We start from the raw sequence: 21,943 nt of genomic DNA on the forward strand, positions 1-21,943 counted from the left end.
TCTCTTTTTACTCCTGCTTTAGTTCCTCCTGCAAAAGATCTCTGATCGACATAAAATTGTCTTCCAAACGGAGCATGTTTTCAATGTAGAAATTGTAGATGTCGGGCCATTGGTTCTGGCGGTGAAAATCAACTCCGTCTAGCTGGGTGTAAATCCGGCAAACTTGTTTGTTGCTGTCTTCACGCTCGTGAAAGAACTCCCAGATCAAACCATCCTCAAAACCATCTTCCATTACTACTTTGTAACGTTCCAGAAATTCGAAGGCCCGCAAACGAAGGTTCTCGTTACGGTTTCCCAGCTCCAGTATAACCTGCGCATTCTGGCGGTTAACATCGAAGCGAAAAGCCACATCTTTAATTTTGGTACGGTGCAAAATCCACTTTCTTTTTTTGAACATTAAATCAGGGTGAATTTCACAACGTTGTCCAAATTTCTCCCAAAAGCTGACCCGTAACTGCTTAATCTCTTCTTTAGAATACATGCGGCAAAGTTATTGGTTTAAATGATTATTTTTGAGTTTGAAATACGCAACTTATGAGAAGACTCCTGATTTTTATTGCAGTACTTTTAAGCCATCACAATCTAAAAGCTCAAGTCCAGGTTCAGGCCGATTACAATGCTTTGGGCGATTGTTTGTTTTCGGCCTACAATAACGCAACGGTACCGGTTTATCTTCAAATAAATTTTGCTGATTTGGAGAATACTTATTTTAGTGAGCCGCTGCCATACGTTAAAAGGCTTGCGCCGGGTTTTAATAACCTGTTTACTTTGCCGCGCGACCCGGATGCCGATGTTCCCCGGTTTAATTACGACATAAAAATGTTTCGTTCTGATCCGATGGCCCAGGTAGATCTTGACTTTCCCTATTTAATCCCATTTGCACCGGGCAGTAAAGTAACGGTTTTTGATGTGAAGGAAATCAATGGTTTCCGGGGGAAGGACGGACTTGACTCCTGGTCGGCAACAGGCTATGAGGCAAAGCCGGGAGATGCTGTATATGCGGCAAGAACCGGGATTGTGGTAGAAATTGTGGGAGCAGAAAGAAAAGGCGATCCAAAGTCGTGGTACCACGCCTGGAATAACTCGATCACTTTGTTACAGCCCGATGGAACACTGATCTGCTACCGGAACGTTTTGGCTTCTTCTGAAAAGTTGAAAGTAGGCGACACTCTGTATGCTGGGCAGGAGATAGGTAAGGTAGCTGGTGGTGCCGACAATATAAAACTTCTAATATTCCACGATTCGTTGCATACCAGGAACTTACTTTTTGTCATTCCGCAATTTGTAACAGATGAGAACGGAAAGGGGATCTTAAATTCCAGTACTACCTATGTTGTTACTCACCCGCGGGAAATTCGCGCCCTTGAAATGAGTAAGAAAGAGCAACGTCGCATTCTTGGAAAATAGATTTTAAATCAAATAGGTTAAATATGGCAGCATCAAAACGTATACTTTCGATTGACGTTATGCGTGGGATCACGCTTTTTCTTATGCTATTTGTAAACGATTTATATGTTGACGGCGTTCCCGAATGGCTTACGCACCGCCCGGCTGATTTCGATGGCATGGGGCTGGCCGACTGGGTTTTCCCCGGTTTCCTGTTTATGGTTGGAATGGCAGTTCCTTTTGCCGTTCAAAACAGGCTTAAAAAAGGAGATTCTATTGGCAGAATACTGGTGCATATTTTTATCCGGACCTTCAGCCTGTTGTTGATTGGCGTTTTAATGCTAAACAGCGGGCGTTTAAATCCTGCCTTAACAGGGATGCACAAATATTTGTGGGCTATATTAATGTATGTGTGTGTATTTGTTATTTGGAACCGTTATCCTGAGGGTAATTCGTCCAAAGCCTTTGCCTTAAAGATCCCGGCTGTTCTTTGTCTGATGGTGCTTCTTGTGTTATTCAGGTCAGGCACGGAAGAGGAACCGGGCTGGTTAATCACCGGTTGGTGGGGAATACTGGGATTGATAGGTTGGGGATACCTGGCAACTTCGTTAACCTATCTTTTTGCCCGCGATAACTTGTTTGTTACTACACTGATTTGGATGCTGTTTCTCATGTTGAATATTTTTTCACAGTTGGGGTATCTTGAATTTTTGGATCCCGTAAAACCTCTGTTCGGGATTGTTCTGGAGGGCAATGTTCCTTTGATTGTGATTTCCGGGTTGATCATCAGTCTTCTTTTGCGAAGACTAAAACAGTTTCCGGACAGGTTTATTCTAATAACCTCCATTGTAGGGGGACTTGCCATTTTACTGGGCTTTATCCTGCGAAACTGGTTTATTATATCCAAAATAAAAGGCACTCCCAGCTGGGGAATGCTTTGCATTGGAATCAGTATTTTGGTATTTGTATTATTATATGTAATAATCGATAAGTATCATAAAAGCAACTGGACCTTCCTGTTTCAGCAGGCAGGTACCAATTCACTAACCACTTATTTGGTACCAAGTGTAATTTATTATATTATCTGGTATGCAAATATTCCTCTTTTTGTTTACAAACAGTCTTTTTCTCCTTTACTGGCAATAATTGGTTCCATTGTATGGGCATTACTAATGCTTGTTTTAACCATGAAGCTGGCGAAAATAAAGGTTCAGCTCAGGTTGTAATAAATATTTGCTTTGTTTCATTTTAATCCTTTTAACAGAAGTTTTAAGTTTGTGTTAACAAGCTTTTAACCAATTGATCTTATGGTCAGTTCGTTTTTATGATAAAGATCAATTAATGTTTCCTTCAAAAAACATAATTTAGAATCAGCTTATTAGAAGGGGAATGCGATTTTATCGCGAAAAGTCAATAAACATTACTATTCTATAAAGCAATTGGCTATTTGTTTTAGAAAAAATAAGATAGAGCTAATAATTTGTGAAAATATGTTAACTCTTTCGTTTTTTTTCTATTTTAGTCGACTTATTGAGTGAGTGAGTTATTAATATTTAAATTTTATTCTATGAAAAAAATTGCGCTAATGCTGTTTAGCATTGCCTTTTTTGGCATGCTTGTAGCTGAGGCTCAGGTTAAAACTATTACCGGAACGGTAACAAGTACGGAAGATGGTTCTGGTATACCTGGTGTCTCAGTAAGTGTTAAAGGAACAACAATTGGTACCGTTACTAATATAGACGGTTACTATACTTTAGATGTTCCCGGTGACGCTAAAATTTTAGTTTTTTCTTTTGTGGGCATGAAAACAGAAGAACTTCCAATTTCGGGAGCTACCCTGAATGCCTCTTTATCAGCCGATGTTATTGGAGTAGATGAAGTAATGGTAGTAGCCTATGGAACTACAAAACGCTCTCAATTTGTAGGCTCTGCGAAAGCAGTAAAAGGGGAGGAGCTGGCCATGAAAGCTACGTCAAACGTTACGAATGCTTTGCAAGGTGCTGTTGCTGGTGTTCAGGTTGTGAATGGTAGTGGACAACCAGGTTCTGAAGCCACCATTCGTATCCGCGGTGTTGGTTCCATTAATGGTGGAACAACCCCGTTGTACATTGTTGATGGAAGTCCGTACGAGTTCAACTTAAACACAATAAACCCCAACGACATTGAGTCGATGACCGTTTTAAAAGACGCGGCTTCAACTGCGATTTATGGGGCTCGCGGGGCGAACGGTGTTATTCTTATTACCACAAAGAATGGATCTAAAGATGGTAACGTTGTTATTGATGTTGACGCCAAATGGGGACACTCAACCCGTGGTGTTCCAAACTATGACGTAATGACTGACCCTGCTATGTATTATGAAACAGCTTATAAAGCATTGTATAATTCGCAGGCCTATAATGGAATTTCTGCGGCTGATGCATTTGCTTACGCCGATGCTAACTTTTTTTCACAGCAAGGTGTTGGTTATCAGATTTATTCTTATCCTGAAGGAGAACGTTTAATCGGTACCAATTTTAAATTGAATCCTAAAGCAACTTTAGGCTATTCTGATGGCGAATTTTACTACACACCAGATAATTGGGAAGATGAAACGCTGGCAACAGACAATCTTCGTGAAGAATATAATATTTCAATACGCGGCGGACAGAATAAATCTCAATATTTTATTTCAGGAGGTTATTTGGATGATCCCGGTATTATCGATGGCTCGGGTTTTAAACGTTTTACTCTTCGCGGAAAAATTGATGCTCAGGCAAAAGAATGGTTGCATGTAGGATTGTCAACTGCATATGTAAATACACAGCTGGAAAGCCCGGGCTCTCAAACATCGTGGGGAAGCACAGGTAATGTGTTCTATGCAAGTAACATGATGGCCCCTATTTATCCGTTTTATGTTAGAAATCCTGACGGTACTATTTCATACGATAGCAATGGAAACAAAATTTATGATCAGGGAACTTCAACAAATTTCACCAGACCGGGATCTGCTCCCAGAGGGAACAATGCAATTAATTTGCAGTTAGATACAGATAAAGAAGTAAGGGATCTTTTTACAGGGTCATTTTATGCAAGATTAACTCCGTTTGAAGGATTTTCTTTCACGGCACGTATATCTCCGGAAGCTTCTAATATCCGTTCAAATTATTTATCAAATCCTTTCTATGGATCTATTCCAACTGAAGGTTCTGTTTTTGTGAGTCATAGACGCCTGTTTACTTTGAATCAGCAATATTTGGCTGATTACAAAACAACTTTTTCAGATTCGCATAGCTTACAATTTTTAGTAGGTTTTGAGAGTTTTGAATTAAAAAATCAGGAGTTATCAGCAGAAAATGATCATCTGTATGATCCTTTTATTCCTGAATTAGATAACGCTTTTGGTACACAACCTACTAGCGCAAATGCAAGCTCTTTTACGGATAACTATGCAACCCAAGGTTTCGTTGGCCGTGCACAATACGATTTCCAGGAACGTTTCTTTTTTAATGCTTCTATGAGGTATGAAGGATCATCACGGTTTGCAAAAGACAACCGTTGGGGACTTTTTGGGAGTGTTGGTGCAGCGTGGATGCTAACGAAAGAACAATTTATGCAGTCTACTTCTGGCTGGCTTCGTGAATTAAAATACAAAGTTAGTTTCGGAACGCAGGGTAACGATCAAATTGGAACCTACTATGCCTACAGAAACAGGTACCAGATTTCTTACAACAGTGATACAGGTGAGTACACCAAAGTACTTTCTGAAAAAGGAAATCCGGAATTAACATGGGAAGCACAAAAGCTGTTTAATACCGGATTCGAATTTTCGTTGGTAAATAATGTGTTGACTGGTAGCGTTGACTACTTTAGCCGTTATAATTCTGATATGTTATTTAATGAGCCACAGCCTGTTTCATCTGGTTTGTCAACAATTCCAAAGAACGTTGGTGCGGTACTTAATCACGGTTTTGAAATTGATTTGAGATCGGATGTATTAAGAACAAATGAATTGACTTGGAGTGTATTTGCAAATATTACTAATATTAATAGCAAGATTAAGGAATTACCTGAATATACTAAGTCATCGGGTGGTATTAAAAACTCTTCATTTATTCTGAAAGAAGGCGGCTCCTTAAATCAGGCTTACCTGGTTGAATATGCCGGTGTTGACAGTGAAACAGGAATGTCGCTGTATTATGTCGATCCTGATAATGGCGACTATACGACAACAACAGATTACGGTTCTGCAAAACAGGCTGATTTGGGAGATGTTAGTGTTAAGTGGTACGGTGGTTTTGGAACAAACCTTAACGCATTTGGATTTGACCTAGGCGTTCAGTTCGCTTATCAATTAGGAGGAAAATCTTATGAGGGAACTTACCAGGAACTGATGCATACAGGAAAAGAGATAGGTCGTAACTGGCACACAGATATTCTGAATGCCTGGACTCCGGATAATAAGGATAGCAACGTTCCCCGTATTTCATCGTCTGATGATTTTGATCAGAAAAACTCTAGCCGCTTCCTGACTAATTCTAATTACTTGAGTCTTAATAATGTTACGTTGGGATACACTTTCCCCGTATCACTCACTCGTAAAGCGAATGTTCAGAAACTTAGAATATATGTTTCGGGCGATAATTTAGCTCTATTCTCTGCACGTAAAGGATTCGATCCACGTCAGACTCAAAACTCTCGCGGATCAGGTTTAGCCATTTCAACCTCTTCAGGTAACTACGTTTATAGCCAATTAAGGGTAGTTTCCGGAGGTGTATCTATTTCATTCTAGAAAAAATATAGCATTATGAGAATAAAAAATTATTTATTAGTATTTGCAACAATTGTTGCAGTAGCCTTATTGTCTTCATGTGATGAAGATTTTTTGGAAAGGCACTACGAAGGTGGAACTTTAGATGATGATCAGATACAGGAAACTGTAGAAGCTTTACCCAATAGAATTAATTCATCTATTAGCGGAATGTACTCATTATTAGGAAAACCAGATGGATTCTTTGATAGGGGCGATAACTATAGAGCGGATGATGTTGGTTATCCGGGTATTGCTTTAAGTCAGGACCTGAATAGTGGGAATATGGTAAATGTTGTTTCCGGTTATGATTGGTTTTCTACCGCTTTAGAATACTCTGACCGTACTCCTACCTATGCCAATCCTCGTATTCGTTACGGATTGTTTTATAAAATTATTTATGCAGCCAATGATGTATTAAGCGCAATTCCGGAAGATACGGATAATGAACAATTGATTTATGCGCGTGGGCAGGCAAAAGCAATGCGAGCATTTTGTTATCTGTCGCTAGCTCCGTATTTCCAATTTAAATATGTTGGTAATGAAGACAAACCATCGGTTCCGATTGTTGAGGAGGGTACTGATTTTAGGAATAATCCACGAGCTTCTTTAACTGATCTGTATGATTATATTTTAACGAGTTTAACTGACGCTATCGCTGACCTTGACGGATATGTACGTCCTAACAAAAGTGCGATTGATCAGAATGTTGCTTACGGTCTGCGTGCAAGAGCATACCTGAATATGGAAGATTGGAGCAATGCTGCAGCTGATGCTGATAAGGCAATGGCAAATTATAATCCTTATGAGATTTCTGAGTTAACACAACCAGGTTTCAATCAGGCAACGGACCATAACTGGATATGGGCATTACTTTTACCTACCGATGTTATCAGTGCGGCTAATTATGCCACATGGCCTTCTCAGTTAGGTTCATTTTCTGGAGATGCCTACGTTGCTTATGCCGGTATTTACAGGTCGATCAACATTTTATTGTATAATAAAATCAATGATACTGACGTAAGAAAAAACTGGTGGCTGGATGAGAATAGGACATCTCCTTATCTTGAGGGACTTTCCTGGGTCGATCCGTCTTCTGGTGTTGTTCATGAAGGGCAGGCTATTGCAACAGCTAGTATTGCGAATGTTAAGGAACCAATGCAAGCTTATGCTAATGTTAAATTCGGACAACGTTCGGGTATTGGTTCTGCCTACAATGATGGTGACTGGTGTATGATGCGTGCAGAAGAAATGATCCTGATCAAAGCAGAAGCAATTGCAATGGGTGGAAACCCCAGCCAGGGTAAGCAAATACTCGAAGATTTTGTAAAAGAATACCGGGATCCGTCGTACACGACTGAGGCCAGTTCTGCAGAAGATATTCAGAACGAAGTTTGGTTGCAGCGTCGTATCGAATTGTGGGGTGAAGGTTTTGGAATGTCCGATGCAATGCGTTTAGGACGAAATATTATTCGTTACCATCCGAATCAACCTACAAATGTTCCTGAAGATTATCGTTTTAACTTATCAAAAGATGATCCGTGGCTGTTGTTACGTTTTGTTCAGGGTGAAACCAATAACAATGTAGCCGTTGAACAAAATGAAGGCGGAGCTCAGCCGTCGCAAGGAGATGGAGCTTCTTTAATTGATGGTGTTATATAAAATAAATTGTAATAGAATATGAAGGCATTAAAATATTTTATAATACTAGCGGTTGTAGCACTATCGGCAGCCTGCGAGGATGATGTTGAAAGAGAACTTTCTCCCGAGCAAAATCCCAATAGTACCAACGTGTATTTTTCAAAGGATAATGTTTCTGCTGTCGTGCTGCCACTTGAATCAACTAGTTTTGATGTTATTATTTCAAGAGAAGTTAGCGCTTCAGAACAGACTGTATTACTAAGTGCAGAAAACGTACGAAGTGATTTATTCAGTATTCCGGAATCTGTAACCTTTGCAGCTGGTGAATCACAAAAGAGCATATCAGTTGAAGTTAATGAGGATATTGTACTGATGGAAAGTTATCATCTGGCCATTGTAATTGATCAGGAGCAAACAAAGCCTTACGTACAGCAAGATGTATATCCCAGAATTGAGCTTACTGTTACAAAAGAAGATTTTGCTCCTTATGCTGAAGGAGTTTTTACAACAGAATTCTTTGAAGATTCTTGGGAGACAATTTTGCAGTACTCTCCAGCTACAGATCAATATCGATTTAAAGACTGTTGGGAAACTGGATATAATTACATATTCAAAGTAGCAGAAGACGGAACAATTACCCAGGTGCCGGAGACTACTGAAACAGGGTATGTACATAGTACATATGGTATGGTATCGGCAACAGCACAAGCTGGTTCAAGTTTCAACAGTGCTACCAATACTTATACTTTTGTAATTAAATGGACTGTAAGTGCTGGTTCCTTTGGTGTTTATAACGATACATTTGAAATTACAAACAAGTTCTAAAAAGACGTAAAAGAGTATAGTCTTTGCAATATAAATCCCGGGGGTGCTGTTCCTCCGGGATTTTTTATGTCGGTTAGGATTTATTCTTGCGAGCATGCTTAAAAACTAGCTAAATTTGAAGCTTTACTTCATCGCATCAATCCTTATAGTGCTAATAATGGGAAAGTCTGCTATAGTCATTCGGTCTAAAGAAGTCTTTTCATATACGCAAACTTAAGAGTTTCCTTGGCGGATTTATCTCGGGATAATATCAGAACGAGAAAAGAGTCAGAGAAAGAAAAATATAGAGGTTTGGGCTTCCTTTAAATTTTCCAACCTACTCTTTATCCTTGTATTGAAATACATTAAAGGGAATTGATTCTCCGGTGATTTTTAAAACCACTACACCGTGCGAAGGAACTTCTTTTGAAATGGTGGTATGAAAAGAACGTTCAAAAGTTTCTTTCGACCATAAATCCTTCGCGATGTAACCTTTTTCCGGGTTTATGCCCACAGTTTCCAACTCGAAGCTTATGGTTTGTTTTTCGGCCGATCTGTTGAGCAGTGCAATGGCAACCTGTCCGCTGGTCGTTGAAACGAGTGGTTTTCCCCATACCTCCAGATCGCCATAATCTATTATTCTGCGTGCCTGGTAAACAAATTTACTCTGGTTTAAATCAATTATTTCCTTGTTGGTAATGATCTCTTTTGTTTGTTCCGACAAGCGGGTTAAATCGTTGCCCAAAAGCAAGGGCGAATGCATCATGCACCACATGGTGAAATGCGTTTTGTCTTCTTCGTACGACATACCTCTTCCTACCTGCAGTATGTCCATATCGTTATAGCGGCCATAGGAACAATATTTCCAGAGATCTGCATTCTGATCGATAATGTGAAGAACAGAGCCAAAGCTGTTGGCAATATCTCCCGAAATTCTCCACGAATCGGCAACTTGTGTAACCCATTTTCCCGGAAATCTCCAACGGCATACATTAAAATTAACCGATGGTTTTATCGCCCGGGCCAATTGTCCGATTTCAGTGTAGCGGGTTTCTTCGTCAAGTCCCAGCCACTCTCCGCCACACCAATCCACTTTCAGAAAATCAAAGTCCCAGTCTTTTAAAAAAGTAGTTAGGTCTTGTACTTCATAACCATATAATCCCATGCCAACACCAATGGTGTCATTGTCCCAATAGGAGGCACAGGTGTTGATGCCGGCATCTGTATAAATCCCGGCTTTCAAGCCTTTCGAATGAATATAATCGGCAATGTGTTTCATCCCTTTTGGGAATTTCTCCTGATGCGATATTATTTGTCCGCAAGAATCTCTTCCTCCCCAGAAACCATCATCGATGTTTATATAATTGTAGCCATACTGTGTTAGGTTTAGCTCGCTCATTGCGTCGGCCTGCGATTTAATAATATTCTCATCAATATCAACCCGGTAGTGGTTCCAGCTGGCCCAGCCCATTAACGGTGGTTTTAATTCCGCTTGTTCTTCAGCAGAGTTTTCAGGACTTTTGGTATTGCAGGATAAGAGCAGGAAGCTAAAAATAATGGAGGCAAATTGAAGCTTTGTCATGGATGTAAGTTAATTATAATCGGTTTGTATGCTTTAAAATATTGACTACAGACCCTTTTAACGCAGGTATTTTCTTTTGTCCAGGACAAAGCTACTAAAAAGTACCTCGTTTTAGGTTCTGTTTCGAACGAACAATGCCATAGTCTGCCTTAGTGTTCATCCTTTTGAAAGTATGTGTTTTCTTTATTTGCCTGATTTTATATGCAAATCCAATTGCGGGAAAGGAATATTTACTTTGTTGTCGTTAAACTTTTGGTTGATGGCTTTCCGGATGTCTGACTTTACGTTTTCGATACGAAAGATATTCTGACTAAAAAACAACAGTTCAAAATCGAGCGAAGAGTTGCCGAAATCGAGGAAACGGGCTTTTATTTTGTCGTGTTCAATTACTTCGGGGTGCTCTTGTGCACTTTCTTTCAGTAGTTTTTCCACCAAATCGATATTACTTCCATATGCTACGCCTACTTTTATCCGAAACCTGGTTTTGTGCGACTGGTGGCTCCAGTTGATCACTTTGTTATTGGTGATGATAGAATTGGGAATGATTACGACAATGTCATCGCGGTTAAGTGCCTCCGAAGTTCTTAAGCCGATTTTAGTTATTTCTATCAAGTCCTGGTCTACTTCCAGAATATCGCCCACCCTTATGGAACCTTCAAACAAGAGAATAATACCGGAAATAAAATCGTTGAAGGTACTTTGCAACCCCAGCCCAACACCAACGAGCAGAGCGGCCGAACCTGCCAGCAAAACAGTTAGTTTAAGGCCAAACGATTCGAGGATGATAAGAATTGCAATGATCCAGACTACGTATTTTATAATCTGGAATATGCTGATCAGGCTTCCGTGTTTTGAGGCGTCCATGGCCTTTCTTTTCCGGAAAAGAATTTTTTTGATAACCCAAAGCAAAGCCATTGTGAACAGTATCGCCATCAAAATAACCAGAAATGATTTCAGGCTGAAAACAAATTCCTTGTATTTAAAAATCGTGTGGTCGAGTGCTTGTTCTAAGGATCCCATGTAAACTATATTTTTACTTTTAAATGTAGTTTAATTCTTTGTTTCCCACAATAATCAGAGAACACAAAGCCGGGTTTTTCTGATCTGATTCAAATGACAGACTCCCATCTGGCTCATATAACATGAGGCATCTATTTTCATACCTACGAGCTGTGCTGTATGTGTTTTTGGGTTTAATGTCAATCCAACTCATTATTTGAGATCAACATTTAGCTCAATGTAGGATGTTTTGTCTTGATGTTTTATGAATCCCTTGTTTAGAAGGGAATAAATGGCTTCCTGGCCTTTGCTGGCGGATATCTTCAATTCTTTAATAATATCGCCGTATATGCATTTTCCGTTACGGCTTAAAAAAGTTAAAACGTCTTTTTCATACGGGTTATTCACTCGGCTTATATCTACTTCTTTTTTATCGTTCATTGGCCTTGAAGTTTTTCTCTGTTATCCTGTTTTCTGTTATTAACTCGTTGTATTTTTCGCAATTTTTCCAACCTTTTATTCCCCTGTTACAAAATACATTTCTGTAAATAGGTAGCGGGGTGTTTACCGCCACTTTGCCCTGAAATATGTCGCATTCCCTGGCAAACCTGCATCTACTTCCTAAATTCATCATACGTGTTTATAGTAAATGTTCATACTTTCAATTTTCCCGGATATGTTGGTGTTTTTTAAAGACGTTCCGCAATAGGAATAACCCAGCCTCAAAAACGTCTTGTTCATTCCTGCCGAATTTAACCGGGCAATGGTGTACAGGGTTTTTACGTCCTCCTGTTTCATCTGTTCTTCCATGCTGGCCAGTAACTTTAGCGCCAGTCCCTTCCCCCGGAAATCAGGTAAGGTGGCAAAGTCAGTCATTTCAGCATTTTGTGCTTGTCGATCCATTTCTGCCGATGCCAGTGCAATCAATTTTCCCTTGTGTTCAATACCAAAATAGCGAACTGCATTGTTCATGGTTTGCAGTATGTAATCCGGATCGTGAATTGGGAAAGGATAACTTTCAAATACCCTTTCATACACCGATGAAATATTTTTGCAATCGTTTTCTTTCAGCATTTTTACAATATAGTTATTCTCGCCGAGAGTTTCCTTATCAATTGCTTTTGTCTCTCTTAATAAGCTGCTCAACTGGTTGAGTTGTTGGGTCTCAATAGACAACAAACGGTCCGGGTCCGGAAACTTCGACATAAAAAACACCGTTTCCGAATGGCTGAAAAAACGAGGGATTTGGGCTTCCACGATAAATCCGTTAGCCGTAAAATAAGGTGCCATACTCTGAGGTACTTTACAGAATATCTTTGAGTATTGCTTCCGGTTTGCCAGCTCGTTTATCTCTTGTATTATTTGTGGGCAGTCTTGTTTTGCCAGCTTCATCAGGTAAACCCGCTTGTTCAAATCACCATGCTGAATCCACGTTCCGGTGCCTATTTTTTCGATCTTGTCCTGCATTTATTCCCTCCTCAAAATACGTTCGTTGTCTTCCGGAATCAGCGAAATGGTATCGTTGGTGTCTGATAATAACTTTTCGATACCGATTGCATACGATTCATCTATTTCGTTCAATTTCAAATCCAGGTTACAATTTTCGCAGTCGCGATCACAAAACTTTTGCTCATAAGCATCGGGTTCCTGGTAAGTGGTTATAACGCCTTCGTAGTTGCGAAGTACCACTTTGTTGGTCGACCACGAGATGATGTAATTGGGCATTACCGGTATTTTTCCGCCACCACCAGGTGCATCAATAACATAAGTAGGACGCGCAAACCCGCTGGTGTGGCCCACCAGGCTTTCCATTATCTCAATACCTTTTCCGATGGGTGTTCTGAAATGCGACAACCCTTCCGAAAGATCGCATTGATATAGGTAATACGGGCGTACACGATTCTGAACCAGTTTGTGCACCAGCGATTTCATAATCCGGGGACAGTCGTTTACATCGGCCAGCAATACCGACTGGTTTCCGAGTGGAAATCCACCGTCGGCCAGTTTGGCCAGGGCTTCTTTTGCCGACGAAGTAATTTCGTTCGGGTGGTTAAAGTGTGTGTTGATCCACAGCGGTTGATATTTTTTTAGAATCTTAACCAAATCGTCAGTAATGCGGTAGGGGAGCACTACCGGCATTCGCGTTCCGATTCGGATGACTTCCACATGTTTTATTTGCGAAATTTCAGAAAGCAACCAGTCTATTTTGCTGTCAGACAGCATAAACGGATCGCCGCCCGATAAAAGCACATCCCTTACCTGGGGTGTGTTGCGGATGTATTCAATGCCTTTCATTAACTGTGCTTTTGAAGGCACGTAGTCAATATCGCCTACTTTTCTTTTTCGGGTGCAATGGCGGCAGTACATCGAGCAGATGTTACTTACATGAAACAACACCCGGTCCGGATAACGGTGTGTAATGCCTTCAACCGGGCTGTCTTTTTCTTCTGACAAGGGGTCGGCATGTTCCGACTTCAGCGTAATAAGTTCTTCCACGCTGCCAAAGGATTGTTTAAATACGGGATCGTTTCTGAAATGTGTTTTGTCGATGAGCGACAGGTAGTAGGGGGTGATAGACAATGGAAATTTATCAAGCGTTTCCCGAAGCTGCTCTTTTTCTTCCTCTTCAAAAGTAATTCCGGTAAGCTGCTCAAATTTGTCCAATGTTCTAATGGAGTGGCTTAGTTGCCATTTCCAGTCTTTCCATTTTGATATTTGTGATTCATTTTCAATTTGGTTGGCAATAAGTTGTTGTTTTTTGGTAAAAATCATGTACGTCTGTTTTTGTTTGTCGGTTCTGAAAATAATCCGATAAAACTGATTTCATATAGTTTCTATACGAACAAAAATATAAAAATAAAACCAACCCTAAAAATCGCTGATCCCGCATTTAACTTACTTTACAATGCATTAACACGATATTTAGAATGGTTTAAAACAATTTATTTATCTTTGTATCATTAATAATTCCTATTGAAATAATCATATGACACGATTAATAATAACTTCGAACCGGTTGCCGGTGAAGATTGACAAGAATGACGATGAAATGTATATTACGCCTAGTGCCGGAGGTTTGGCAACAGGTTTAAAGTCGTACCACAAAGCGAACAACAGCGTTTGGATTGGCTGGCCGGGTATTATTCCGGAGTCGGAAGAAGAAGCAGAAAAAGTAACAGCACTGGTAAAAAGGGAGCAATGTCTGCCAGTGTTTTTGGATGAAGAATTGATTTCCAATTATTACGATGGTTTCAGCAACGCTACGCTGTGGCCACTCTTTCATTATTTTACCGAATTTACCGAGTTTAGCGAAGAATACTGGGAAGCCTACCGGAAGGTAAACGAACGTTTTGCGCAAACGATTATCGACAATGCCAAAGAAAACGACCAGGTGTGGGTACACGACTACCAGCTGTTGCTGGTTCCGCAAATTCTTCGGGAAAGACGTCCTGACCTGACCATCGGATTTTTTCTGCACATACCTTTTCCTTCGTACGAGATCATACGAATTTTACCCTGGCGTGAAGAAATTATAGAGGGACTGCTGGGGGCCGATTTAATCGGTTTTCACACCTACGATTATGCCCGGCATTTTATCAGTTCCGTTAAACGCTTGTTGGGCCACGATGTGGAGTTTAGCCAGATAAAGCTTGATAACCGGAAAGTTTTTGTAGATGTATTCCCGATGGGGATCGATTATAAAAAGTTTGACCAGCTGGCTTCCGAGATTCAAAGTAAACCCATACAGGACCGGTCGCCTGTTCACCAGGACATTGATCGTTTTTTGATGAGTATGCCCAACCGTAAATTGATTCTTTCGATTGACCGTTTGGATTACACAAAGGGAATTCCCCAGCGACTGAAAGCGTTTCGCCACTTTTTGCAGAAATACCCGGAATACCTGGAGAAAGTATCGCTGATTATGTTGACTGTTCCGTCGCGAACGGATGTGGAACAGTATCAGAATCTGAAGAATGAAGTGGACATTCTGGTGGGAAGTATTAACGGCGAATTTGGCCGCCTGAACTGGAACCCGGTGATTTACTTTTACCGGTCGATGCCGTTGGAAAATTTGATAGAGCTCTACAGCTCGGCCGATGTGGCTTTGCTGACTCCTTTACGCGATGGAATGAACCTGGTGGCAAAAGAATACATTGCCTCGAAAGTAAAACAACGGGGAGTGCTGGTATTGAGTGAAATGGCAGGTGCGGCCAAAGAGTTGGGAGAGGCTATTTCAGTAAATCCCAACAACATTGCCGATACAGCGGATGCGATTTATCACGCGTTGACCATGGACGATGAAGAGCGGACAAAAGCCATGCGAACCATGCAAAAGCGAATCAGAAGATACGACATTCATAAATGGGCCAACGAATTTATGAAATCGCTGACAAGCACAGTGGATAAACAATCGGATTACCATGCCCGAAAAGTTTCGGTATCAATCAAAAATAAAATATACAAGGACTTTAAAAAGGGAGAATCGAAGGTCGTGTTTCTGGATTACGACGGAACCTTGCAGCGTTTTTACGATAATCCGCAGGCAGCCGGCCCTGATCCGGAATTGTATACAATACTCGACAACCTGGCAAAAATAGAAAATACCCGTTTGGTGCTGGTAAGCGGTCGCGACCGCGAAACGTTTAACAACTGGTTTGGAAATCACAACTACACCTTAATTGCAGAACACGGTGCCTGGATTAAAAAGGTGGGAGAAGGCTGGAAAGAGAGAAAACCCATCAACTCGGAGTGGAAAGAGAGTATTTTGCCTGTTCTGGAGTCGTATGTGGACCGAACGCCCGGAAGTCTGATCGAAGAAAAAACGTATTCGCTGACCTGGCATTACAGGAAAACCGATATTGACCTGGGAGTTTTGCGCGCGCTGGAACTGCGACACGATGTTTCCAATATGATCTACAACCAGGACCTGGAAATACTGGAAGGTAAGAAGGTAATTGAAATAAAAGTTTCCGGAATAAACAAAGGCATTGCAGCATCCGAATTTTTACACGAATACCCGGCTGACTTTTGTATGGCCATTGGCGATGACTGGACCGATGAATTTCTTTTCAGAGAATTGCCCGAAAGTGCACATACCATTAAGGTGGGAAGCGAAAACTCGGTTGCGAAATATTACCTCACCAATTACAGGGAAGTACGTAATTTCTTAACCGAGATCATACACTAAAATACGAACAATAAAATCCCCCGAAAGAATTAGAAAAAAATTGTTAAACGGGCCCTTAATGGGGGCAATTCAAAAAAGTAAAGAATGGATAACCTGAATTATGCGATAATCGGGAATTGCAAAAGTGCCGCATTAATTTCAGATAAAGGATCGATTGACTGGTGTTGTCTTCCGGATTTTAACTCGCCTTCAGTTTTCGCAAAAATTTTGGATGAGAACAGAGGAGGGAGTTTTGAGATTTTGGTGGATGACAGTTACCAGGTTCAGCAATCGTACGAGCGAACAACCAATATCGTTTCTACTGTTTTTAAAAGTGGGAACGATTGTTTTGAGGTGTTTGATTTTATGCCTCGTTATTTAAATGGTTCCGGTTACTTTAATCCGGCCGAAATCATACGTTACTTTAAATATATTTCGGGAAACCCGGCTTTTCGGCTAAAATACGACCCGCGGGTAGAGTATGCCCGCTTTCACAGTCGGCTCGAAGATGAAGACGAATACATAAAATGCTATACCACCGAGGGCGATTATGATTCGATGTATTTGTACACGGATTTTAACAAGCAGGATATTCTTCAGCAGAATACCATTTACCTGAAACAGGATTGTTTTGCGTTAATGTCGTACGATCAGAAATTGCTTTCGCAAACACTCGACCGGCAATATTTAAAACTGCAAAAAACAAAGGTGTATTGGCTCGAATGGGCCAACAAGCTTACTTCGTATGCAAAATACAACCACGAAATAATCAGGAGTGCCTTGGTGCTAAAACTGCTCAGTTACGACAAAACAGGCGCCGTTTTAGCCGCAGCAACCACTTCGCTGCCTGAAACCATTGGTGAAGAGCGAAACTGGGATTACCGCTTTTGCTGGATACGCGATGCTTCGATGGTGATAAAAGTAATGTCGAGCCTGGGGCATTTAAACACGGTGAAGCGCTTTATGCGTTTTATTATCGACATTATCCCCGACAAGGATGAAAAAATCCAGATAATGTACGGTATTAACCGCGAAAAGGTGTTGACCGAAGAAACCCTTGACCACTTGACCGGCTACATGGGATCGTCGCCGGTAAGGGTTGGGAACGCAGCTTATCTGCAAAAGCAGAACGATATTTATGGTATTCTGGTGGATGTGATTTACCAGCAATTTACCGATTTTAAAATTTCACTCGAAGACAGTGAATCGCTTTGGACCATCGTCAGAAGCATTGTTCGGATTGTGGAGAACAACTGGCAGAAGCCGGATAAGGGAATCTGGGAAATCCGTACCGACGAAAAACATTTTACTTTTTCAAAAGTGCTGTGTTGGGTGGCCATCGACCGAGCCATTAAAATTGCCGGGTTTATTCATAAAGACAAATATGTGAAAGAGTGGGAGCCGCTGGCCGATACCATTCGGAACGAAATTCTGGAGAAAGCCTGGAACGTTGAAATGGGAGCTTTTACACAGTTTTATGGTTCCGACGATCTGGATGCAGCCACGCTTTTAATGGAATCTTATGGTTTTATTGATGCCCGCGATCCGCGCTATGTGCAAACCGTAAAAGCTACCGAAAAAGAATTGTGTGTGGATGGCCTGATGTATCGTTACCGAAACAGGGATGACTTTGGCTTGCCAAGTTCTTCTTTTACCATTTGCACTTTCTGGTTAATCAATGCATTGAATGCCATTGGAGAAAAGAAACGGGCGAAGGCAATGTTCGAACAACTTCTTTCGTACAGCAATCATGTGGGGCTGTTCAGCGAAGACATTGATTTTAAAACCAAACGCTTGCTGGGGAATTTTCCGCAGGCTTATTCGCATTTGGCTTTGATTGAAACCGCCATTAACCTGGCAAAAGGAGAACTTACTGAAGACGAACAAATTCTTGAAGCCATTCAATAGGAACTAAAAGTTCTTTACTGATCTTCCAGCTCATCCTCGAGGGTGAGCATGGGAGAGGCTTCCAGCGTTTCTATATCCAGGATGCGGATAAGTGTATTCAGCCCTGATTCAACCACCTGTAATTCGTCCTCGTTCAGTAACTCAAGTTTTTCTGAAAGCTGCATGTGAAGCAGTTCAGGAATACGTGTTAAAAGTTTGTCGCCCGAAGAAGTGAGTACAATGTTCACCACTCTTTTGTCGCCTAACTTGGGCAAACGCGCCAGGTAGCCTTTCTTTTCCAGCCGGTCGATGATTCCGCTAACGGTGCTTGGGTTCAGGTTCAGGAACTTTCTGATTTCTCCTTGCGTCGACCGGTAATTCTGCGACTGGTGCAAATAACTCAAACAAAGCACCTGGGGAATGCTTACTCCGTACTCCTTTTGAATCTTCTTCGACTCAATATCGATGGAACGGACGATCTTGCGAATTTTGATAAGAATGTCAGTAGTTTCCATACGAACAAAAATACAAATGTTTTGAGATTTGCAACTTTTGATGGCCGGGATCTTGAAAAATAGAAATAAAACCGACTTCATGATTTCTGTTTGGCGAAAAATGAAAAAAGGAGCTTAATGTGAAATTTATCTGAAATCATTTTAAATAGGGTTGCCGGATAGAAAAATCACAGTATATTTGGGGCAAACAAAATCGACAGGAATGAAAATGGATTTCGGAAATAACGTTTCGATGGTTACAGTAAACTACTGTGGCGCCATGCTCATGTCGTCGGTTTCTATGTTTATGCGCTAGCCTTCACTCGATGGTTTCCGTTGATTGAAGGCATTCATATCCTGAGCGTTTAAAAGCAAATAAATTTTTTACTTAAATACTTAAATTCGTATGTCGGATAAGGTTATTCGATTGGGCGGAGGCCATCTTGGCAACCCTGAATCGATGGGGCATTTAGCACAGTATCTCAAACATTTTGTGGGGCGAAAGTTTATCGTTGTTTCAGCAGTGCCTGCACTGTCAGCTATTTTGAGCGGTAATATGGCAACGGTGTTGCAAAGAGAGCCTGAACATGATGTGTTATTGACACAGTTACTTTCGGTACACCGGAATATTACCAGCAAAGAAGCAAGCGATGCTTACCGTCAGCTGGCGGAACAGGCCAGTGGTTTGTTGAAAGGAATTGCGCTGATAGGTGATTATTCGAGGGCACTGAAAGATCAGGTGCTGAGTTTTTCTGAAAAACTTACGGCTGAAATCGTCAAAACCATTTGGCCGGAATCGCAGGTTCTTTTGCCTGAACAAATTGGCTTGCAAACAACTGCTGATTATGGAAGTGCCTCGTTTTTGGCGGCTAATAACGATTATTTAAAGTCGTTGCCTGCCGGAAGTTTTATCATTCCCGGAACCTACGGAATTACTGAAAACAATAAAATCGCGCGTACCGGAAAAACATCGGCCGATTACACCGCTGCATTTCTGACACGCAGTTTGGGCGTTGAACGGCTCGAACTGTGGGATCTGGATTTTGATTTTCAGCGGGCCGATCCCGCAATCATCAATAATCCGGAGGTAATCAAGCGTTTGACCTATTCCGAAGCCAGCGAACTGGCCTATTTTGATCATTATTCGTTTCATCCGCGAACCGTAGAACCTTTGGAAAGTACACATATTCCGATCGAGGTGTTAAGTTCGGCATCTTCTGATGGAGTGGTTGAGACCGTTATTAATACGGAAACATTTATTGAAGATCAGATTGTAAAGAGTGTTGCCTGTACCGATGATATTTCACTGCTGAAACTCGATGGCCCCGGCGTTGGTTTAAAACCCGGTATTCTGGCCCGGGTAACCACCCAGCTAAATAAAGCGGGTATAAACATTAAGTCGGTGATTACTTCGCAAACATCCATTAACTTTATTTTAAGTGAGGAAAACGGCGACAAGGCACTTTCCTTGGTCAAGGGAATGGGATTTTCGTCGGTAACCGATATTTCGGTGCTAAAAGATCTTTCCCTGATCGGGATCGTTGGGCACGGTATGCAACATGCTTACGGTGTGTCGGCTAAAATTTTTACAGCCGTTGCCAACAACCATATAAACGTGGTGATCAGCGGGTCAGGAGCTTCCGATTTGGTTAGTTACCTGGTAGTTAGTAAATCAGACAAAGAAAAAAGCGTTCGGGAAATTTACAGTGCATTCTTTGGTTAAATCAATTTATTGAGGTTTTGAAAAAGAAAGAAGCGCCAAAGATTGTTAAACTAAAAGCTATTAACCCAAAAAGAAATTAAAATGACAACAAGAAAACTTAATTTTGAAACCCTCCAGCAACACGCTGGTCAACAACCTGACCCAACAACCAATTCAAGGGCAGTACCTATTTATCAGACCACTTCGTATGTGTTTAACAATGCCGAGCATGCAGCCAATTTATTTGGTTTGAAAGAATTTGGCAACATTTATTCCCGCATCATGAACCCGACAAACGATGTGTTTGAACAACGCATGGCTGCGTTGGAAGGGGGAGTGGCTGCCTTGTCAGTATCATCGGGACATGCCGCGCAGTTTATCGCATTAAACAATATACTCGACCAGGGAGACAACTTTGTTTCTTCGCCTTATTTGTATGGAGGATCGTACAACCAGTTTAAGGTTTCTTTCAAAAAACTGGGTGTTGAGGCTCGCTTAACAGCCGATTTGGAACCTGCATCGTTCGAGGCGCTGATCGACGAAAAAACAAAGGCAATTTACCTGGAAACCATTGGCAACCCGGGGTTCAGTATTCCTGACTTTGAAGCCATTTCGGCGGTAGCCAAAAAATACGATCTTCCGTTTATTGTAGACAATACTTTTGCCGGAGGAGGCTACCTCTGCCGTCCGATTGATTTCGGAGCCGATATCGTGGTTGAATCAGCCACCAAATGGATTGGCGGACATGGTAACAGCATTGGCGGTGTAATCGTTGATGCGGGTACTTACAACTGGGGAAATGGAAAATTTCCCGGATTTACCGAGCCATCTGAGGGATATCATGGATTGAAATACTGGGATGTGTTTAACTTTGACGGCCCGTTCGGAAACATTGCCTTTATTATCAAGGCACGTGTTGAAGGCTTGCGCGACTGGGGACCGGCTTTAAGTCCGTTTAACTCGTTCCTGTTGATTCAGGGGCTGGAAACACTTTCGCTGAGGATGGACCGCCACGTAGAAAATACGCTGGCACTTGCCAAATGGCTGCAAAATCATCCGAAAGTGGAAAGTGTAAATTATCCCGGGCTGGAAGGCAACCATTCGTACGAGAATGCGAAAAAATACCTTCCGAAGGGTGCCGGTGGTGTTCTTTCGTTCAATGTAAAAGGAGATAAAAGCCATGCCAACCAGGTGGTGGAAGGCTTGCAAATGGTAAGTCACCTGGCAAACGTGGGAGATACCAAAACCCTGATCATTCAGCCGGCGGCAACCACGCACCAGCAGCTGTCGGAAGAAGCACAGATTGCTGCGGGAGTATACCCAACATTGTTGCGCGTTAGCGTTGGTCTGGAGCATATCGACGATATTATCGCCGATTTTGAACAGGCTTTGGAGAAAGTTCAGTAAAAATAAAGTAGTAAGTAATGAGATATGAGTAGTGAGTTAAGAGTCGTGAGTAAGAAGTGAAAATTGCTCACTAATTCTCACCTCT

The 21,943-nt window shown here is 41.4% G+C and carries 17 protein-coding genes; 9 read left to right on the plus strand and 8 right to left on the minus strand.

Annotated elements, in window-relative coordinates:
• Nucleotides 1–7: 7 nt before the first annotated feature.
• Nucleotides 8–481, minus strand: a complete 474-nt coding sequence (locus D1614_RS13170) for a DUF4268 domain-containing protein (RefSeq protein WP_119438423.1) — start codon at nt 479–481, stop codon at nt 8–10.
• Between the two features lie 53 nt (nt 482–534).
• On the opposite strand from D1614_RS13170, the gene D1614_RS13175 reads away from it, so the two are divergent.
• The 5 genes from D1614_RS13175 (at nt 535) to D1614_RS13195 (ending at nt 8,641) form a co-directional block, all read left to right on the plus strand.
• Nucleotides 535–1,407 (plus strand): M23 family metallopeptidase, encoded by an 873-nt coding sequence (locus tag D1614_RS13175; protein ID WP_119438424.1) that lies wholly within the window; start codon nt 535–537, stop codon nt 1,405–1,407.
• Nucleotides 1,408–1,430: 23 nt separating this feature from the next.
• Nucleotides 1,431–2,612: a DUF5009 domain-containing protein gene (locus tag D1614_RS13180; protein ID WP_119438425.1), complete on the plus strand. Its 1,182-nt coding sequence runs from the start codon at nt 1,431–1,433 to the stop codon at nt 2,610–2,612.
• 341 nt (nt 2,613–2,953) lie between these two features.
• Complete coding sequence (locus D1614_RS13185; RefSeq protein WP_119438426.1) at nt 2,954–6,157, plus strand: SusC/RagA family TonB-linked outer membrane protein; 3,204 nt, start codon at nt 2,954–2,956, stop codon at nt 6,155–6,157.
• 15 nt (nt 6,158–6,172) lie between these two features.
• Complete coding sequence (locus D1614_RS13190) at nt 6,173–7,837, plus strand: RagB/SusD family nutrient uptake outer membrane protein (protein WP_119438427.1); 1,665 nt, start codon at nt 6,173–6,175, stop codon at nt 7,835–7,837.
• An 18-nt stretch (nt 7,838–7,855) separates the two neighbouring features.
• A complete protein-coding gene (locus tag D1614_RS13195) occupies nt 7,856–8,641 on the plus strand; it encodes a hypothetical protein (protein ID WP_119438428.1) in 786 nt (261 codons plus the stop codon).
• Nucleotides 8,642–8,957: 316 nt separating this feature from the next.
• Here the strand turns inward: D1614_RS13195 and D1614_RS13200 are convergent, their stop codons facing one another.
• The 6 genes from D1614_RS13200 to kamA all read right to left on the minus strand — a co-directional run bounded on the left by D1614_RS13200 (nt 8,958) and on the right by kamA (nt 13,973).
• Nucleotides 8,958–10,202: a glycoside hydrolase family 27 protein gene (locus D1614_RS13200; protein ID WP_119438429.1), complete on the minus strand. Its 1,245-nt coding sequence runs from the start codon at nt 10,200–10,202 to the stop codon at nt 8,958–8,960.
• A 183-nt stretch (nt 10,203–10,385) separates the two neighbouring features.
• A complete protein-coding gene (locus D1614_RS13205) occupies nt 10,386–11,222 on the minus strand; it encodes a mechanosensitive ion channel family protein (protein ID WP_119438430.1) in 837 nt (278 codons plus the stop codon).
• A 192-nt stretch (nt 11,223–11,414) separates the two neighbouring features.
• Complete coding sequence (locus D1614_RS13210) at nt 11,415–11,642, minus strand: hypothetical protein (RefSeq protein ID WP_119438431.1); 228 nt, start codon at nt 11,640–11,642, stop codon at nt 11,415–11,417.
• Entirely contained in the window at nt 11,632–11,835 is a 204-nt protein-coding gene (locus tag D1614_RS26070; protein ID WP_119438432.1) for a hypothetical protein, read from the minus strand. The genes D1614_RS13210 and D1614_RS26070 overlap by 11 nt, the downstream gene beginning before the upstream one ends.
• Nucleotides 11,832–12,668, minus strand: coding sequence for a putative beta-lysine N-acetyltransferase (gene ablB, locus D1614_RS13220; RefSeq protein ID WP_206610021.1), 837 nt, complete (start codon nt 12,666–12,668; stop codon nt 11,832–11,834). Before ablB ends, D1614_RS26070 begins: the two co-directional genes overlap by 4 nt.
• The gene (kamA, locus tag D1614_RS13225; protein WP_119438433.1) at nt 12,669–13,973 is read right to left on the minus strand and encodes a lysine 2,3-aminomutase; all 1,305 of its coding nucleotides are present in this window, start codon (nt 13,971–13,973) and stop codon (nt 12,669–12,671) included.
• Between the two features lie 214 nt (nt 13,974–14,187).
• Here kamA and D1614_RS13230 point away from each other — a divergent pair, with 214 nt between their 5' ends.
• The gene (locus D1614_RS13230; RefSeq protein WP_119438434.1) at nt 14,188–16,389 is read left to right on the plus strand and encodes a bifunctional alpha,alpha-trehalose-phosphate synthase (UDP-forming)/trehalose-phosphatase; all 2,202 of its coding nucleotides are present in this window, start codon (nt 14,188–14,190) and stop codon (nt 16,387–16,389) included.
• A gap of 84 nt (nt 16,390–16,473) precedes the next feature.
• Complete coding sequence (locus D1614_RS13235; protein ID WP_119438435.1) at nt 16,474–18,276, plus strand: glycoside hydrolase family 15 protein; 1,803 nt, start codon at nt 16,474–16,476, stop codon at nt 18,274–18,276.
• Nucleotides 18,277–18,290: 14 nt separating this feature from the next.
• On the opposite strand, the gene D1614_RS13240 is transcribed toward D1614_RS13235, so the two are convergent.
• Nucleotides 18,291–18,770 carry a MarR family winged helix-turn-helix transcriptional regulator gene (locus D1614_RS13240; RefSeq protein WP_119438648.1) on the minus strand — a complete coding sequence of 160 codons (480 nt, stop codon included), beginning with the start codon at nt 18,768–18,770 and terminating at the stop codon, nt 18,291–18,293.
• A gap of 385 nt (nt 18,771–19,155) precedes the next feature.
• Between D1614_RS13240 and D1614_RS13245 the strand changes: the two genes are divergently transcribed.
• On the plus strand, nt 19,156–20,472 hold the full coding sequence (locus tag D1614_RS13245) for an ACT domain-containing protein (RefSeq protein ID WP_119438436.1): 1,317 nt from the start codon (nt 19,156–19,158) through the stop codon (nt 20,470–20,472).
• A gap of 81 nt (nt 20,473–20,553) precedes the next feature.
• Complete coding sequence (locus D1614_RS13250; RefSeq protein WP_119438437.1) at nt 20,554–21,858, plus strand: O-acetylhomoserine aminocarboxypropyltransferase/cysteine synthase family protein; 1,305 nt, start codon at nt 20,554–20,556, stop codon at nt 21,856–21,858.
• Nucleotides 21,859–21,943: the final 85 nt, after the last annotated feature.

It is taken from the genome of Maribellus luteus (assembly GCF_003576475.1).
GTDB classification, from domain to species: domain Bacteria; phylum Bacteroidota; class Bacteroidia; order Bacteroidales; family Prolixibacteraceae; genus Draconibacterium; species Draconibacterium luteum.

What these genes read in the sequence shown, in the direction of transcription:
- D1614_RS13170 (WP_119438423.1), bottom strand. Translation starts at nt 481, where the DNA reads ATGTATTCTAAAGAAGAGATTAAGCAGTTACGGGTCAGCTTTTGGGAG.
- D1614_RS13175 (WP_119438424.1), top strand. Translation starts at nt 535, where the DNA reads ATGAGAAGACTCCTGATTTTTATTGCAGTACTTTTAAGCCATCACAAT.
- D1614_RS13180 (WP_119438425.1), top strand. Translation starts at nt 1,431, where the DNA reads ATGGCAGCATCAAAACGTATACTTTCGATTGACGTTATGCGTGGGATC.
- D1614_RS13185 (WP_119438426.1), top strand. Translation starts at nt 2,954, where the DNA reads ATGAAAAAAATTGCGCTAATGCTGTTTAGCATTGCCTTTTTTGGCATG.
- D1614_RS13190 (WP_119438427.1), top strand. Translation starts at nt 6,173, where the DNA reads ATGAGAATAAAAAATTATTTATTAGTATTTGCAACAATTGTTGCAGTA.
- D1614_RS13195 (WP_119438428.1), top strand. Translation starts at nt 7,856, where the DNA reads ATGAAGGCATTAAAATATTTTATAATACTAGCGGTTGTAGCACTATCG.
- D1614_RS13200 (WP_119438429.1), bottom strand. Translation starts at nt 10,202, where the DNA reads ATGACAAAGCTTCAATTTGCCTCCATTATTTTTAGCTTCCTGCTCTTA.
- D1614_RS13205 (WP_119438430.1), bottom strand. Translation starts at nt 11,222, where the DNA reads ATGGGATCCTTAGAACAAGCACTCGACCACACGATTTTTAAATACAAG.
- D1614_RS13210 (WP_119438431.1), bottom strand. Translation starts at nt 11,642, where the DNA reads ATGAACGATAAAAAAGAAGTAGATATAAGCCGAGTGAATAACCCGTAT.
- D1614_RS26070 (WP_119438432.1), bottom strand. Translation starts at nt 11,835, where the DNA reads ATGATGAATTTAGGAAGTAGATGCAGGTTTGCCAGGGAATGCGACATA.
- ablB (WP_206610021.1), bottom strand. Translation starts at nt 12,668, where the DNA reads ATGCAGGACAAGATCGAAAAAATAGGCACCGGAACGTGGATTCAGCAT.
- kamA (WP_119438433.1), bottom strand. Translation starts at nt 13,973, where the DNA reads ATGATTTTTACCAAAAAACAACAACTTATTGCCAACCAAATTGAAAAT.
- D1614_RS13230 (WP_119438434.1), top strand. Translation starts at nt 14,188, where the DNA reads ATGACACGATTAATAATAACTTCGAACCGGTTGCCGGTGAAGATTGAC.
- D1614_RS13235 (WP_119438435.1), top strand. Translation starts at nt 16,474, where the DNA reads ATGGATAACCTGAATTATGCGATAATCGGGAATTGCAAAAGTGCCGCA.
- D1614_RS13240 (WP_119438648.1), bottom strand. Translation starts at nt 18,770, where the DNA reads ATGGAAACTACTGACATTCTTATCAAAATTCGCAAGATCGTCCGTTCC.
- D1614_RS13245 (WP_119438436.1), top strand. Translation starts at nt 19,156, where the DNA reads ATGTCGGATAAGGTTATTCGATTGGGCGGAGGCCATCTTGGCAACCCT.
- D1614_RS13250 (WP_119438437.1), top strand. Translation starts at nt 20,554, where the DNA reads ATGACAACAAGAAAACTTAATTTTGAAACCCTCCAGCAACACGCTGGT.